The organism is Stagnihabitans tardus (genome assembly GCF_009925085.1).
Classification (GTDB): Bacteria; Pseudomonadota; Alphaproteobacteria; order Rhodobacterales; family Rhodobacteraceae; genus Stagnihabitans; species Stagnihabitans tardus.
Genome location: NZ_JAABNR010000011.1, coordinates 1 through 14,586 on the forward strand (window position 1 = coordinate 1; position 14,586 = coordinate 14,586).

Genomic DNA, 14,586 nt, shown 5'->3' on the forward strand with positions numbered 1-14,586 from the left:
GACGGAAGGGGCATCGCACCAGCGCAACCCGTTGCGATTGATGAAGATAATCCCGCTCAGAACGCGACGGTCATCCACCCTCGGGCGGCCATGACTCTTGGGAAAGAAGGGCCGAAGCCGGTCCATCGGGGCTTCGGTCAGCCAGAACAAGTTGCTCATAAATCAGGTCTCCTGGCCGACCGTGAATCACGGTCTTAGAGCGTGATCAATGGGTCCTGACCCTAAGCAGGCGCTCCGAGCCTATGGGGTTGAATGTCGCGTCACCAAGAGCAGCGCCAGCTATCGCAATTCCTGATGGCTGGTCGGATCGGGGCCGTCAGATTATTGGCTCTTCGGTTGATCAAGGAATTGATGCCTGTGTCGTTTCCCCGCTGCCTCCGCTCAAACCCCTAGGCCCATATGCCGAACGGTTCGCTTCCAGAGCTCTCTCGGCTAAAACACCTGCGGCTCGGAGCCGCAGCATGACGACCAGCGACCCGCCCTTACCCCTCCACCTCCGGATGCCACCACCTCGGCCTCCCGCCCTTGTAGGAGTGGCTCTGCGGTTTCAGCGCCACCAGGTGGGGCTTGTCGAAGGCCCCGGTCAAAAGCGCCACCACGGGGGCGTCGTCCAGGGCTCCGAGGGAACTGCCGCATTGGGGGCAGAAGGCGCGGGAGGAGCGGTCGGAGGAGCGCCAGGCCGAGGGGCGGCCTCCGGGGCCGGTCCAGGTCACGGAATCGGAGGGGAATTCGACCCAAGAGGCGGTCAAGGACCCGGTGTGGCGCTGGCACATGCGGCAGGAACAGGTGTGGGGGAAGCCGGGCTCTCCCTTGGTCTCGAAGCGGATATGGCCGCAGAGGCAGCCGCCAGTCAGATTGGGCATCGGTATCCTCCCTTTTCTTGCTGAAAAGATCGGGGGCGGGGGCGAGGAATTCAAGCCGGGGCCTGGGTCGACAGAAAACTTGACACATGTGTCAATTCCTCGCATCCTCCCCGCAAACGGAGGCTCTCATGTCGAACGATCCCCTTCTGCAGCCCTATCAGCTGAAGCACCTGACCCTGCGCAACCGCATCATGACGACCAGCCATGAGCCGGCCTATCCCGATGACGGGATGCCCAAGGACCGGTATCGGCTCTACCACCTCGAGCGCGCCAAGGCGGGGGTGGCCATGGTCATGACGGCGGGGTCGGCGGCGGTGTCGAAGGACTCGCCCCCGGTGTTCAACAACGTGCTGGCCTATAAGGACGAGGTTGTCCCGTGGATGCGCCGCATCGCCGATGACTGCCACGAGGCGGGGGCGGCGGTGATGATCCAGCTCACCCACCTGGGGCGGCGGACGCGCTGGGACAAGGGGGATTGGCTGCCGGTTCTGGGCGCCTCGCATAGCCGCGAGCCCTCGCACCGGGCCTTTCCGAAGCGGATCGAGGATTGGGATATCACCCGCGTCATCAAGGACTTCGCCGATGCCTGCGAGCGGATGAAGGAAGCCGGGCTCGATGGGGTCGAGTTCGAATGCTATGGGCATTTGCTCGATCAGTTCATGTCGCCCTTCACCAATGACCTGGAGGCGCCCTGGGGCGGCTCCTTGGAGAACCGGGCGCGGTTTGCGCTGGAGGTGTTGCAGGCCTGCCGCGACAGGGTGGGGCCGAACTTCCTCTTGGGCATGCGCTATACGGCCGATGAGGTCGAGGGCGGCATCACGGCGGAGGAGGGGATCGCGATTGGCAAGCTCTTCCGCGACTCTGGCAATGTCGATTTCCTGAACATCATCCGGGGGCGCATCCACACCGATCCGGCGATGACCGATGTCATTCCGATCCATGGCATGCGCTCGGCGCCGCATCTGGATTTCGCGGGGCGGATGAAGGCCGAGGTGGGGATGCCGACCTTCCATGCCTCGCGCATCCCGGATGTGGCCACGGCGCGGCATGCGGTGGCCTCCGGTCAGCTCGACATGGTCGGGATGACGCGCGCCCATATGGCCGATCCCCATATCGTGCAGAAGATCGTCGAGGGGCGCGAACACGACATCCGTCCTTGCGTCGGCGCGACCTATTGCCTGGACCGCATCTACCAGGGCGGCATGGCGCTTTGCATCCACAACCCCGCCACGGGCCGCGAGGCGGTGGAGCATCATGTCGTCCCGAAAGCCTCCACGATCAAACATGTCGTGGTGGTGGGCGCCGGGCCCGGGGGCCTCGAGGCCGCGCGGGTGGCGGCGGAGCGCGGGCATAAGGTCACCGTGCTGGAGGCCGCGGACCAGCCCGGCGGCCAGGTGCGGCTGATCGCCCAGACCAAGCGCCGGGCGGAGTTCATGGGGATCATCGACTGGCGCATGGCGCAATGCGCCTCCATGGGGGTCGAGTTCCGCTTCAACACCTGGGCCGAGGTCTCGGACGTGACGGCGCTGGCGCCGGACGTGGTGATCGTGGCGACGGGGGGCATGGCGCAGAAGGATATCCTGAGCTTTGGCAATGACTTGACGGTCAGCGCCTGGGATATCCTCTCGGGCGATGTGAAACCGGGGCAAAACGTGCTGCTTTACGACGATGCGGGGGACCATACCGCGTTGCAGACCGCGCAGAAGCTGGCCGAGGCGGGCGCCAAGGTCGAGATCATGACCCCGGACCGGACCTTTGCCCCCGATGTGATGGCGATGAACCTCGTGCCCTATATGCGGGCGATCCAGGGCCTGGACGTGACCTTTACCGTGACTTACCGCCTGACCGGGGTCGCGCGCGAGGGCAACCTGATCACCGCGACCGTGGACAGCGACTATGCCAAGCTGGGCATCACGCGGCAGTTCGATCAAGTGGTTGTCAACCACGGCACCCTTCCCCTGGACGATCTGTATTTCGCGCTGAAGCCGCTTTCGACCAACAAGGGCGCGGTGGATTACGAGGCCCTGATCGCCCATCGCCCGCAGCCCGAGGCCCCGGGCTTCCAGCTTTTCCGCATCGGCGATTCGGTCGAGGCCCGCAACATCCATGCCGCGATCTATGACGCGCTGCGCCTGGTTTCGGCGGTTTGACCCCCCGCTTTGCCCCGACGTCCGGCGCCTTCCGCAAGGAGGGCGCCGTTTTCCATCGTTTCTTCGGTAACTCCCCCCAGTTTTGACGCTGCATTAACGCCCTGATCACGCAATGGAGACATGGGATCTGGACGATGGCTGAAAACAGTTCAGCCGGGGGAAGTGATGGAAGACGAAGAATGCACCGCCGAGAGGATCGTCGTGACGATCGCACCGGGTCAGGGCTATGCGATGCTGGCGCGTGACACGCTGGCGCAGGGGTTTGGCATCGCGGGCGATGCGGCCGAGCGGTTGCTTTCCGGCGGGGGCGTCCTGCGCTCGGATCGCCGTGCGGGTGGGCCTTGCCTGGCGCTGTTGCGGCTTCTGGGGGTCCAGGCTGACCTGATGCAGGACCAGGGCGCACCGCGTCATGACCTCTCCCTGCGGCTCTCCGATCCGCGCGACCCGACCTTGCGGCTTTGGCTGGCCGAGTGCTGCCCGGATGTTGCCCTGTCCGCCCTTGACGGCGTCTCTGGCCTGGTCATCGCCGACCTGACGCTGGAGGCCGCAAGGGCCCTGACCACGGCCCTGCGGCGCAAGCCGGGGGTGCTGGTGACGAGTTCGGCGCAGAACGGCGCGCTTTACGATGTGTTCGGGCCCGAGGGGTTCGAGGTTCCCGCTGCCCTGGCACGCTATCTCTCGATCCTCGGCCATGGCGAGAGCGCCACTTCCGCCCCGCTGGGCCGGGCGCTGGCCAGCGGGATCGAGGCGCGGATTGCCGCCCTGATCACGGCCCGTTTTGCCGATCTGGGGCTGATTGCGGTCAACCAGGCCTTCCAGCGCTTCGACCTTTGCGTCACGGGGCCGGGGGGGCTCGCGCTGCGCGAGATCGCCGATTTTCTGGGGGTGCGGGGCCTGCGCGACGCCATGGCCGCGCTGGAGCGGCGGGAGCCGCTGGTGGTCGAGCAGGGTCTGACCCGGGCGGCCGCGCGGCAGTTCCTGAACGATTACCGCCACATCGGCCTTTGCGCCGAGGCCCGCCTCTGCCGAGGGGCTGAAAACCGGTAAAATGCCGGGAGTTAAAGGAATATTGACGGCTGAGGCGCAGGATCGGACCCGGGTGTGAAATAACGGGTGTGTGGTTATGGCCGGCAATGGGAATGCCGCGCCCATCATCATCAAACGAAAGAAAGTTGTCGGCGGCGGCGGACACCACGGGGGTGCGTGGAAAGTCGCTTATGCGGACTTCGTGACGGCCATGATGGCCTTCTTTCTGTTGATGTGGTTGTTGGGCGCTACGACGGAAAAGCAACGCAAGGGCATCGCGGATTACTTCAATCCGACGATTCCGATCAACCGCGTCTCGGGCGGCGGAGATGGCGCCTTTGGCGGCGATTCCATCTTTTCCGATGAGAGTTTCGCCTTCAACGGTTCGGGGCAGGCCGCCTCGACCCAGGGTCCCGACACCAAGGTCGGCGGCGACGATGGCGGGTCGAACCAGGACAAGGAGGAAATCTCCAAGCTGCAAAGCGCGCTTTCCGGCCATGGCGGCGAAAGCGCCCAGATGAAGAGCATGCTGTCCCATGTCGTGACCCGGGTCACGGACGAGGGGCTGGTGGTCGAGCTCTTCGACACCGAGGAAGCGCCCCTCTTCGACGCCGACAGCGCGGCACCGACGCCCCTGGCGATGGACCTGGCCAAGATGATCGCCGAGGTCTTCCAGGCCTCGAAGAACCGCATCGCGATCGAGGCCCATGTGAAGGCCTATCCGGTGATGATGGTCAAGAACCCGTCCTGGAGCCTGTCGACCGACCGCGCCCAGGTGATGCGCCAGCTGATGGAGGTGGCGGGCACCGACAAGGAAAGGATTGCCCGGGTCGTGGGCCATTCCGACCGCAAGCCCGCGACCTCGGATCCCACGGCGCTGCGCAACAATCGGGTCGAGATCATCCTCTTGCGGAAGAACAGGTAAAAACAAGGCCTTTTATCTGTTAGGTGGATGTTAAGGCGGCTTTGGCAGCGTGATCGGGCAAGATCGAGCTGCAGAAAGGCGCTGTCGATGACGATTACCTCTTCGCTCAATGCGGGGGTCGCTGGGCTCAATGCCAATGCGAACCGTCTGTCCACGATTTCGGACAATATCGCGAACTCCTCCACCTATGGGTATAAAAAGGCCACGGCCGATTTCTACTCCATCGTGGTCCAGGGTGACCTCTCCACCGCCTATTCGGCCGGGGGGGTCCGGTCGACCTCCTATCGCCTGATCGACGAACATGGGCCTCTGATCGGCACGACCAACTCTACCGACTTCGCCATCGACGGGCGCGGCTTCATGGCCGTGACCACGATCGACGCGGTGAACAGGGGAGAGGACCTGCCGATCTCGCTGACCACGACCGGGTCGTTCAAACCCGATGCCGAGGGGGTCTTGCGCACCTCGACCGGCAAGGTGCTGATGGGTTGGGTCGCCAATCCCGACGGGTCCCTGGGCAACTATCCGCGCGACACGATGTCGGCGCTGCAACCCGTGCGGCTGGACACCAACCAGTATATCTCGAACCCGACGACCGAGCTTTCGCTGTCGGCCAACCTGCCCGCAACCTCGACCGCCTATGATTCCGATGGCCTGGCCAAGGTCATGACGGTGCAATATGCAGGCAACCTCGGCACGTCCGAGACGTTGCAATACACCTTTACCCCCACGGTGCCCGCCACGGGGCGATCCAACGAATGGACCATGACGATCCGCGACAGCGCGTCGGATGACAACGTGATCGCCGAATACACCGTGGTTTTCGACGACAGCCAGTCGTCGGGCGGCACCCTGGCCTCGGTCACCACCATCACCGGCGATGACTATGACCCTGCCACCGGGATCATCCCGCTGACCGTCGGGGGCGGCGCCTTGAACATGAACGTCGGCGCGGTGGGGGTAACGGGCGGCATGACCCAGCTCTCCCAGGACTTCGCGCCCATCGGCAAGGCCACCAACGGCACGCCCGTCGCGCGCCTCGTCAGCGTGAACATCGACGACAACGGCTATCTGACCGCCAACTACGACCAGGGCTTCTCGAAGGTCATCTACCAGATCCCCGTGGTCGATGTGCCCAATCCCAATGGCCTGATCTCGCATTCCGACCAGAGCTACGAGATTTCGGCGGAATCCGGGGCGTTTTACCTCTGGGACTCGGGCGATGGGCCGACCGGCAAGATGGTCGGCTACAGCCAGGAGCAATCCACCACCGACGTGACGCAGGAGCTGACGAACCTGATCACCACGCAGCGCGCCTATTCCTCGAACGTCAAGGTCATCCAGACGGTCGATGAAATGCTGCAGGAAACCGCGAACCTGAAGCGCTGAGGATAGAACATGACGATCTCCAACACTCTGGCCACTGCGCTTTCCGGTCTGACGGCAGCCTCTCGGGCGGCGGAGTTGGTGTCGTCGAACATCGCCAATGCCTCGACCCCCGGCTATGCGCGCCGCGAGCTTCAGCTCGCGTCGCGTGTCGTCGGCTCCTCGGGGCAGGGCGTTCAGGTCGTGGGCGTGCGGCGGGCCGAGAACGCCGTCGTCATCGCCGACCGCAGGCTGGCCCAGGCGGCGCAGGGCGACAGCGATGCCCGAACCGCCTTTTATCAAAAGCTGGAGAAGGCCGTCGGCACCCCCGACCTGGCCTATTCCCTGAACGGCAGGATCTCCGCCTTCGACACCGCCCTGACAGAGGCCATCTCGCATCCCGAATCCGAGGCGCGGCTGACCTCGGTCCTGACGGCGGCGCGGGGCCTGGCCTCGACCCTGGTGACCACCGGGAAAGAGATCCAGGCAGCGCGCCTTGCCGCCGATGCCGAGATCGACACCCAGGTGAACCTGCTGAATGACAACCTCTTGAAGGTCAGCGATCTGAACGTGCAAATCCGGCGCGGTCATGGGCTGGGGCAGGATGTCTCGTCGCTGATCGACCTGCGGCAACAGACGGTGGATGCGATTTCCTCCATCGTGCCGCTGCGCCAGGTTGATCAGGCCGACGGCTCGATCAAGCTCTATACCTCCGCCGGGGCGACCCTGCTCGATGGGGCGCCGGGCCTGCCGGTGCATTTCGGCTTCACCCGCACCCAGGTCATCGTGCCCGAAATGACCCAAGCCTCGGGCGGACTTTCCGGCCTGACGCTGAACGGAGCGCCGATTCCGACCTCGGGCAGCGGCGCGATCATCCTGGGCGGCTCGCTGGCGGCAGAGTTCGCCGTGCGCGACGAATTGGGGACCGAGGCCCAGGCCCAGCTTGATGCCGTGACACGCGACCTGATCGAAAGGTTCCAGGACAGCGGGTTGGATGCCACCCGCCTTCCTGGCGATGCGGGGCTCTTCACCGATGCGGGGGCGGCCTTTGACCCGGTGAATGAAATCGGCCTGGCCCAGCGGATCAAGGTCAATGCCCAGGCCGATCCGGCCCAGGGCGGCGGGGTTTGGCGCCTGCGCGACGGGCTTGGCGCCACGACCCAGGCCCTGACCGGCAACAACTCCCTTCTGCGCGACATGCGCGCCGCGCTGATCGCCGACCGCGCGCCTGCCTCGGGCGATTTCATCGGCGGCGCCCGCAGCGCCTCGGTCCTGGCCAGCGATTTCCTGTCGCAAATCGCGGGCAACCGCCTTTCGGCAGAGGGTGACAGCGCCTTCACCGCCGCCAAGCTGGACACCTATCAGCAGATGGAGGCGCAGGACGGCGTCGACACCGACCAGGAAATGCAATCGCTTCTTCAGATCGAACAGGCCTATGCCGCCAATGCAAAGGTCATCAAGACGGTCGAAGAGATGCTCAACAGGTTGATGGAGATTTGAGATGACCTACTACACCATGGGTGATCTTGCCCAATACCGCATGCTGAGCGGCCAGGGCGCGCGGCTGCGCGCCCAGATGAACGAGCTTTCGGTCGAGGCGACGACGGGCCTGGTCGCGGACCGGACCGAAAGGCTGCGCGGCAATTACGTCCAGGTCGCGGGGATCGAATCGCGGCTGAACCAGATCGCGGCCTATCGCACCGTCACCTCCGAACAGCTGATCCTGACTGCGGGCATGCAGACTGCGCTGTCGACCGTGGGGGATCAGACCAAGGGGCTCAGCGCGGCGCTTTTGGCCGGGGTTTCGTCACAGTCCGAACTGCGGATCGAGGCGCTATCGAACCAGGCCAATGCGACCTTGTCCTCGACCCTCTCGGCGCTGAACGCCCGCATCGGTGAGCGGGCGCTTTTCGCCGGCACCACGACCAACTCCGCCACGTTCGGCAGTGCCGAGGACCTGATGTCGGCGCTGGAAACCGCCGTCACCGCCTCGGGCGCGGTCTCGGCCGTCGATGTCCAGGCGGCGGTGGATGATTTCTTCGACGACCCGGCCGGGTTCGAGGCGGTGATGTACAAGGGCAGCGAGGCCACGGGCCCCCTGCCCATCGGCCCGGAAGAGACCGCGCAGATCGACGTGACCGGCATGGACCCGGCCATCGTCGGCATGCTCAAGGGCATCGCCATGGCGGGGCTTTTGTCGCGTGGTGTGCTGGCGGGCTCGACGCTCGCGCGGTCCGACCTGATGAAGAAGGCGGGCGAAAGCCTGGCGGGCACGCAAGAGCTTTTGGCCGGGCTTTCCGCGCATCTGGGCACGACCGAGGCCGCGATGCAGAACGCCGCCACCCGCAACGACGCCGAAAAGAACGCGCTGGAGACGGCGCGGCTGAACCTTCTGTCGGTCGATCAATACGAGGTCGCCTCGAAATACCAGGAAACCCAAGGCCAATTGCAAGAGCTTTACACCCTGACCTCCCGCGCCTCGCGGCTGAGCCTCGTGGACTTCCTCTGATGGGGCGTTTCCTGGCCATGCTGCTGATCTTCCTGACCTTTCCTGCCATGGCGGGAGAGATAAGGATCAAGGACCTCGTCGAATTCGACGGGGTCAGGGGCAACGACCTGGTGGGCTATGGCCTGGTCGTCGGTCTGAACGGCACGGGGGATGGGCTCCGCAACTCGCCCTTCACCGAAGAGATCATGTCCAATCTCCTGGAACGCCTGGGCGTGAATGTCACGGGCGAGCAGTTCCAGCCCAAGAACGTCGCCGCCGTCTTCGTGACCGCCAGCCTGCCGCCCTTTGCCCGGGCGGGGGGGAAGATCGACGTGACGGTCTCGGCCATTGGCGATGCCAAGAGCCTCTTGGGCGGCACGCTGGTCATGACGCCCTTGAACGGGGCCGATGGGCAGATCTATGCCGTGGCCCAGGGCGCGATCATCGCGGGCGGAATCTCGGCCGAGGGGCAGGGCGCCAAGGTGACTGAGGGCGTGCCGACCTCGGGCTCGATCCCGGCAGGCGCGCGGGTCGAACGCGAGGTGCAGTTCGATTTCAACCAGATGGGCACGGTCCGGCTGGCGCTCCGCCAGCCCGATTTCACCACGGCCGCCCGGATCGAGGCAACGATCAACCGTGCCTTCGGCGGCAAGCCCGCGCAGATGCTGGATTCCGGCACCGTGTCGCTGGACATCGCGGCCACCGGGGCTGGTTCGACCGCGCATGTGATGGCCAAGCTGGAAAACCTGATGGTCGAGCCCGAGGCGCGGGCGCGGGTCGTGGTCGATCAGCGATCGGGGACCATCGTGATGGATGACGATGTCCGCATCAGTCATGTGGCCATCGCCCAGGGCAACCTGACGCTGAAGGTCGAAGAGGCTCCCGTCGTCGTGCAGCCCAACCCCTTCTCGGAGGGTGAGACCATCGTCGTGCCGCGGACCAATGCCGAAATCCAGCAGGAACAGGGCAAGGGCCTGGCCGAGGTGCAGGGCGGGGCCAGCCTGTCCGAGGTCGTGGCCGGGTTGAACGCGCTGGGCGTGGCGCCGGGCGACATGATCAACATCCTGAAAAGCATCAATGCCGCAGGCGCGCTTCATGCCGAGTTCGTGGTGAACTGATCGGCAAGGCGCTGGACCTGAGCGGAAAATCTGGGCCTGTCTGGCTTTCAGGGGGGCGGACAGGCCCGGTGCTGACTCTCGTTGCGCAGGGGTCATGCCACACCTTCCTGAAAGGGCCCAACTCTTGGCAGTGGTGTGCAGGCGAGGGGCCCCACACGGAAAACGCCTTGCCACCCGCGTTCCACCATGGAAGGCAAATTGCCCCGAAGAGTGGTGCAGCCCCTGTCGGGTCAGATTGCGCAATGACGCGCTCGAGATCGGCTCAGCCTCGGGCGTGCCGATGTCCAAACCCGGAATCTGCGGCGGCCCTTGGTTGACACAACGATGGCGAGGATGCGGGCGACCGAGAGCAAGCCATGGTTGCGCCCTGGTCCGTGCGACAAGGGCGGGTCTGCCGCGCCGGACCTTGGCAAAGGTGGTGCCGATCAACGAGTGGGGCCAGTTTCCTTCGGGCGACCGGTTGAGGAGGGACCTCCCCTTGCCGTCGATGTCTTCGCCAGGTCGGCTCACCTGACCCCCGAGATGCCCATGACCAGATCGTCGATTGGGCGCGTCGAGATGCCGGGAACACAGGCCTTCTGGCTGGATGCAGTCCGCGCCTTCCCAGCCCTGCGTCGTGGTTCCGGGATGCCCGGAAAGCAGCTGCCTTTCCTGAGTTTGGGGATGCGCATTGCGATCATCCCCGCCCGCAAGGGCCATTGCGTCGAGCCGGCCGTTCAAAGTCCTTTTCGCCACGAGCGGCGCCCTTTGTCGCGCGACCTTCCTGCCCCATCGGACGTTCGGCGGCTCAGCCAATCATCTGGCAAAGAAGATCCGCTTCCTGGGGCTTTTCGACGAGGTCGCGCATTAGGGGGATCGGCGCAATCTCCGGTCGAGGTCGGTGCCAGCAACCAGACCCTGCCGGAACATCGCAGGTGACCACCTCTGCCAGAACCCGCACCACGATCCGGGACAGGCTGTGCCAAGGCCGCCCAGCCGTCGGATCGAGACAAAAGACAGGGCGCAGGCTTGCCTGGTGCCGGCGCCCAGCCGTCAGGCTGGGGGGCATGGGGCCGGGCCAGGCTTGCGATGGTCGAGGCGGGGCGCGATGCCGTCGGCCAGGCCTGCGGAGACCGGGCCGGGGTTCATGGCTGGCACGGGTCACCAGGAACGGGACCACGATGCGCAATTTTCCGGGCTTGCCGTCCCGGGGCAGCAGATCGGTCAGCCCGCTTTCAAGAGGTCCTGCAACTGGCCCGTCACCGTGGCAATCCGTTCGGCCAGGACGGAGGTCTCTTCGGCCAGGCGCGAGACCTCATGGGCGACGAACCCGAAGCTGGCGCCAAAGGGACCGGCGCGACCCGCCTCGAGCCGGGCGTTGATGGCCAGGATGCGCAGCGTGCGCAACACCTCGACAATGGGGACCGTATTGCCCAAGAGCGCCCTTGCCTTTTCGGAGATCGCCTCGAGCATCTGGACATTGTGCAGCTCTGCCAGGCGGGCGCGGTCGGCATCGATCACCGCCCCTTCAAGATACAGAAGCTCGTCGCCGTCGAAGACGCCACCGCCGATTTCCTGCACCCAGATCGCCGTCCCATCGGGCCGCACGATCCGGTAATCGACATTCCAGTTGTCTTTCGCTGCCAGGGCCGCATCGACGGCGTCATAGACCGCCTGCAGATCGTCCGGATGGGTCTGGGCCGCGTAGGACCGCCCGGCCGGACCGATGAAGGCCTGCGGCTCATGCCCCGTCAGGCGGCGCACCTCTCCGGCCATGAACATCATGGAATAGGCCTTGTCGTTGCGGCAACGGTAAAGGAAGCCGTTCATCCGGTTCACGATGGAGTGGATGATCTCCAGCTCCGGTATCGATTCGTCCAACATGGGCCACCTTCTGGTTCACCTCGACAGGGTTACCCAGAGGGGATTAACCAAGACCTAACGCGCAAGGGAAACGCGTGCGCCCAGGCGATGGGCCTGCACAGGATCGCGCGTTGCGACCGGAAGGACCGGATCATAGGCCGCCCGGATCAGCGCGGAAATCTCGGGCGAAAGCAGGGTCTTGCCGCCGCCCTGCGCCAGGAAGGCGGGCGCGCCCTCGCCCCAGAGCAGGATCATCCGCGCTGCTTCGGACAGGGCCAGGTCCTCGGCCGGAAGCTCGGCCAGCGCGGAGTTCATCCGCAGGAAGGTAAAGCAGGCGCGGATCGCGCCCTGGTCGTCAAAGCGGAAGAGCCGGTAGTGATGCGCGTCCTGTGCGGCCAGCCGGGTGCAAAGCGGGCCGAGATCGGGGATCAGCCGGTCCAGGTTGGGGACGGCCGGCAGCTCCTCCCAGTCGCGGAAGAAGAAGACCATCAGGTTGGCGCCAAGCTCGGGATCGGTCTCGGCCATCTTGTGGCGCGCAAGCGTCACGACGGCCTCGATGGCGCCCTTGACGGTGGACAGCGTGGCATCGTCGACGCCGAAGACCACGGGGACGATGGGGCGGCCCCAGCGCGCAAAGTGGAATGCGGCGCCCTGGGAGAAGGCGGCGGTGATCGCTTCGGGGGTCATGGCTGGGACAGGATGTCTTCGGAGCTGGCGATGCGGGCAAAGCCGCGCAGGTTGGCAAGGCTCATGTCCAGCACCGTCTGCGGCGGAAAGATCCGCCCGTCCTGCGCGCGCCTGGGGAAGCAGACCAGGGCATCCTGAACCAGGGTCACGGCGAAACCGAGGTTGCCCGCCATGCGCGTCGTGCTTTCCACGCACATATTGGCCTCGCCGCCGCAGATCACCAGGTCGGCCTCGCCCTCCAGCCGCTGGGCCAGGTCGGTGCCGATGAAGGCCGAGGAGCCATGTTTCACCACGATCTCTTCGCCGGGCAGGGGGGCGACCTCTGCCATGGCGGCGCAGAGCGGGTTCGACGGGTGGAACCCGTCCGCAGGGTCATCCACATTGTGGTGGACATGGATCACGCGCCAGCCCCGGGCCCGCGCATGATCCAGAAGCCGCCCCGCGACGGCGGGCGCCGCGTCATTGGCCCAGGGCCAATCGGCCGAGCGCTCGGCGCGCATGGCCTCTTGCAGGTCGATGACGATCAGCGTCGGCATCTCAGCCCCCCAGGAAATCGACCTTGCCGATCTCGACCCCATTGCTACGCAGGATGTTGTAGGCGGTGGTCAGGTGGAAATAGAAGTTCGGAATGGCGTAGGAGTTCAGGTAGAAGGGCGCCGGGAAAGTCAGCTCGCGCGGGCCGGCCTTGACGGTGATCGTCTTGGCCTCGGCGCCCTCGAAGGCGGCTTCGGGGATCGACTGGATGAAGGCCACGGTCTTGGCGATGCGGGCCTGAAGCTCTTCCAGCGTGCGCTCGGTATCGGCAAAGGGCGGGACCTCGACCCCGGCCAGGCGGGCAGAGGCGCCCTTGGCATGGTCGGTCGCGATGCAGATCTGGCGCCACAGCGGGAACATGTCGGCGATCAGGCGCAATTCACCCATGACCTCGGGCTTGATCTTCTTGGCCTCTTCATGGGCGCGGGCCTTGCCCAGGATGGCCGAAACGGCGTTCAGCGAATGGACGAAGGCGGGGACGGGCGACTGCATGGGGTTCCTCCTTGAGTGAGGCCAAGATGGCGCTTTTCTGCCGGGACGCAAGGGGGAAGGCGCGCCGCTGTCCCGGGCTTGACCCGGGACCTCGACCTGTTGCGCGCGGTCAGAGCCCAAGGCTCCAGCGCATGATGGCCTTCTGCGCGTGGAGGCGGTTTTCGGCCTCGTCGAAGATGACCGAATGCGGGCCGTCCATAACCGCCGAGGTCGCCTCGTCGTTGCGATGGGCGGGCAGGCAATGCATGAAGAGCGCATCGGGCTTGGCCTTGGCCATCAGCTCTTCGTTGACCTGGTAGGGGCGGAGCTGGTTGTGGCGGCGCTCTTTCGCGGACTCGGGGTCATGCATCGAGACCCAGGTGTCGGTGACGACGAGATCGGCGCCGATCACCGCCCGGTGCGGGTCGCGGTCGATGGTGATATTGGCGCCCTTGGCGCGGGCCTGCGCGACGAAGGCGGCTTCAGGGTCCAGCGTCTCGGGCCCCGTAAAGGTGACGTCGAAGCCGAATTGCCCTGCGGCATGCAGGAAGGAGGCGCAGACATTGTTGCCATCGCCGCACCAGACCACCTTCTTGCCCGCGATGGGGCCGCGGTGTTCCTCATAGGTCATGATATCGGCCATGATCTGGCAAGGATGGGTGCGGTTGGTCAGCCCGTTGATCACCGGCACCGTCGCATGTTCGGCCATCTCGAGCAGGGTTTGCTCTTCGAAGGTGCGGATCATGATGAGGTCGACATAGCGGGACAGGACCCGGGCGGTGTCGGCGATGGTCTCGCCATGGCCAAGCTGCATTTCCTTGCCCGAGAGGACCATGGTCTGGCCGCCCATCTGGCGCACACCCACGTCAAAGGAGACGCGGGTCCGGGTCGAGGGCTTTTCGAAGATCAGCGCGACCATGCGGCCCGCGAGCGGCTGGTCGTCATCGGGGGCGCCCTTGGGGCGGTTGTTGCGCGCCTGTTTCATCGCATGGGCCTTGTCGATCATGGCCCGGAGTTCGGTGGCGTCGGTCTTGTGGATATCGAGGAAGTGTTTCATGTCACACGTGATTTTTGGCGGAAGTCCCGGGGGCTGTCTGCCCCCGGACCCCCGAGGATA

15 protein-coding genes are annotated in these 14,586 nt (G+C 65.4%); 7 read left to right on the plus strand and 8 right to left on the minus strand.

Annotated elements, in window-relative coordinates; all coding sequences use genetic code 11:
• A partial coding sequence (locus tag GV832_RS12395; protein WP_168775195.1) for a transposase occupies positions 1–159 on the minus strand: 159 nt, incomplete at its 3' end.
• Positions 160–482: 323 nt separating this feature from the next.
• Entirely contained in the window at positions 483–863 is a 381-nt protein-coding gene (locus tag GV832_RS12400) for a GFA family protein (protein WP_168775196.1), read from the minus strand.
• Between the two features lie 128 nt (positions 864–991).
• Here GV832_RS12400 and GV832_RS12405 point away from each other — a divergent pair, with 128 nt between their 5' ends.
• From GV832_RS12405 to GV832_RS12435, 7 genes are all read left to right on the plus strand, one after another.
• Complete coding sequence (locus GV832_RS12405; protein ID WP_168775197.1) at positions 992–3,013, plus strand: oxidoreductase; 2,022 nt, start codon at positions 992–994, stop codon at positions 3,011–3,013.
• Positions 3,014–3,178: 165 nt separating this feature from the next.
• Complete coding sequence (locus GV832_RS12410) at positions 3,179–4,060, plus strand: hypothetical protein (protein WP_168775198.1); 882 nt, start codon at positions 3,179–3,181, stop codon at positions 4,058–4,060.
• Positions 4,061–4,136: 76 nt separating this feature from the next.
• Complete coding sequence (locus GV832_RS12415; RefSeq protein WP_168775199.1) at positions 4,137–4,964, plus strand: flagellar motor protein MotB; 828 nt, start codon at positions 4,137–4,139, stop codon at positions 4,962–4,964.
• A gap of 87 nt (positions 4,965–5,051) precedes the next feature.
• Entirely contained in the window at positions 5,052–6,353 is a 1,302-nt protein-coding gene (locus GV832_RS12420; protein WP_168775200.1) for a flagellar hook protein FlgE, read from the plus strand.
• 9 nt (positions 6,354–6,362) lie between these two features.
• A complete protein-coding gene (gene flgK, locus GV832_RS12425; RefSeq protein ID WP_168775201.1) occupies positions 6,363–7,829 on the plus strand; it encodes a flagellar hook-associated protein FlgK in 1,467 nt (488 codons plus the stop codon).
• Position 7,830: 1 nt separating this feature from the next.
• Positions 7,831–8,838: a flagellin gene (locus GV832_RS12430; protein ID WP_168775202.1), complete on the plus strand. Its 1,008-nt coding sequence runs from the start codon at positions 7,831–7,833 to the stop codon at positions 8,836–8,838.
• A complete protein-coding gene (locus GV832_RS12435) occupies positions 8,838–9,935 on the plus strand; it encodes a flagellar basal body P-ring protein FlgI (protein WP_168775203.1) in 1,098 nt (365 codons plus the stop codon). The genes GV832_RS12430 and GV832_RS12435 overlap by 1 nt, the downstream gene beginning before the upstream one ends.
• 506 nt (positions 9,936–10,441) lie before the next feature.
• On the opposite strand, the gene GV832_RS22520 is transcribed toward GV832_RS12435, so the two are convergent.
• The 6 genes from GV832_RS22520 to argF form a co-directional block, all read right to left on the minus strand.
• Positions 10,442–10,615 carry a transposase gene (locus GV832_RS22520; RefSeq protein WP_168775204.1) on the minus strand — a complete coding sequence of 58 codons (174 nt, stop codon included), beginning with the start codon at positions 10,613–10,615 and terminating at the stop codon, positions 10,442–10,444.
• A 523-nt stretch (positions 10,616–11,138) separates the two neighbouring features.
• Positions 11,139–11,798: a PAS domain-containing protein gene (locus GV832_RS12445; protein ID WP_168775205.1), complete on the minus strand. Its 660-nt coding sequence runs from the start codon at positions 11,796–11,798 to the stop codon at positions 11,139–11,141.
• Positions 11,799–11,852: 54 nt separating this feature from the next.
• Positions 11,853–12,464, minus strand: coding sequence for a hypothetical protein (locus GV832_RS12450; RefSeq protein WP_168775206.1), 612 nt, complete (start codon positions 12,462–12,464; stop codon positions 11,853–11,855).
• Entirely contained in the window at positions 12,461–13,000 is a 540-nt protein-coding gene (locus GV832_RS12455; protein ID WP_168775207.1) for an isochorismatase family protein, read from the minus strand. The genes GV832_RS12450 and GV832_RS12455 overlap by 4 nt, the downstream gene beginning before the upstream one ends.
• Before the next feature lies 1 nt (position 13,001).
• Positions 13,002–13,490 carry a DUF1993 domain-containing protein gene (locus GV832_RS12460; protein WP_168775208.1) on the minus strand — a complete coding sequence of 163 codons (489 nt, stop codon included), beginning with the start codon at positions 13,488–13,490 and terminating at the stop codon, positions 13,002–13,004.
• 109 nt (positions 13,491–13,599) lie between these two features.
• The gene (argF, locus tag GV832_RS12465) at positions 13,600–14,526 is read right to left on the minus strand and encodes an ornithine carbamoyltransferase (protein ID WP_168775209.1); all 927 of its coding nucleotides are present in this window, start codon (positions 14,524–14,526) and stop codon (positions 13,600–13,602) included.
• Positions 14,527–14,586 lie beyond the last annotated feature (60 nt).

Coding starts and splice junctions, on each gene's coding strand:
- GV832_RS12445 (WP_168775205.1), bottom strand. CDS start 11,798: ATGTTGGACGAATCGATACCGGAGCTGGAGATCATCCACTCCATCGTG.
- GV832_RS12405 (WP_168775197.1), top strand. CDS start 992: ATGTCGAACGATCCCCTTCTGCAGCCCTATCAGCTGAAGCACCTGACC.
- GV832_RS12460 (WP_168775208.1), bottom strand. CDS start 13,490: ATGCAGTCGCCCGTCCCCGCCTTCGTCCATTCGCTGAACGCCGTTTCG.
- argF (WP_168775209.1), bottom strand. CDS start 14,526: ATGAAACACTTCCTCGATATCCACAAGACCGACGCCACCGAACTCCGG.
- GV832_RS12420 (WP_168775200.1), top strand. CDS start 5,052: ATGACGATTACCTCTTCGCTCAATGCGGGGGTCGCTGGGCTCAATGCC.
- GV832_RS12400 (WP_168775196.1), bottom strand. CDS start 863: ATGCCCAATCTGACTGGCGGCTGCCTCTGCGGCCATATCCGCTTCGAG.
- GV832_RS22520 (WP_168775204.1), bottom strand. CDS start 10,615: ATGATCGCAATGCGCATCCCCAAACTCAGGAAAGGCAGCTGCTTTCCG.
- GV832_RS12430 (WP_168775202.1), top strand. CDS start 7,831: ATGACCTACTACACCATGGGTGATCTTGCCCAATACCGCATGCTGAGC.
- GV832_RS12410 (WP_168775198.1), top strand. CDS start 3,179: ATGGAAGACGAAGAATGCACCGCCGAGAGGATCGTCGTGACGATCGCA.
- GV832_RS12435 (WP_168775203.1), top strand. CDS start 8,838: ATGGGGCGTTTCCTGGCCATGCTGCTGATCTTCCTGACCTTTCCTGCC.
- GV832_RS12415 (WP_168775199.1), top strand. CDS start 4,137: ATGGCCGGCAATGGGAATGCCGCGCCCATCATCATCAAACGAAAGAAA.
- GV832_RS12450 (WP_168775206.1), bottom strand. CDS start 12,464: ATGACCCCCGAAGCGATCACCGCCGCCTTCTCCCAGGGCGCCGCATTC.
- GV832_RS12455 (WP_168775207.1), bottom strand. CDS start 13,000: ATGCCGACGCTGATCGTCATCGACCTGCAAGAGGCCATGCGCGCCGAG.
- flgK (WP_168775201.1), top strand. CDS start 6,363: ATGACGATCTCCAACACTCTGGCCACTGCGCTTTCCGGTCTGACGGCA.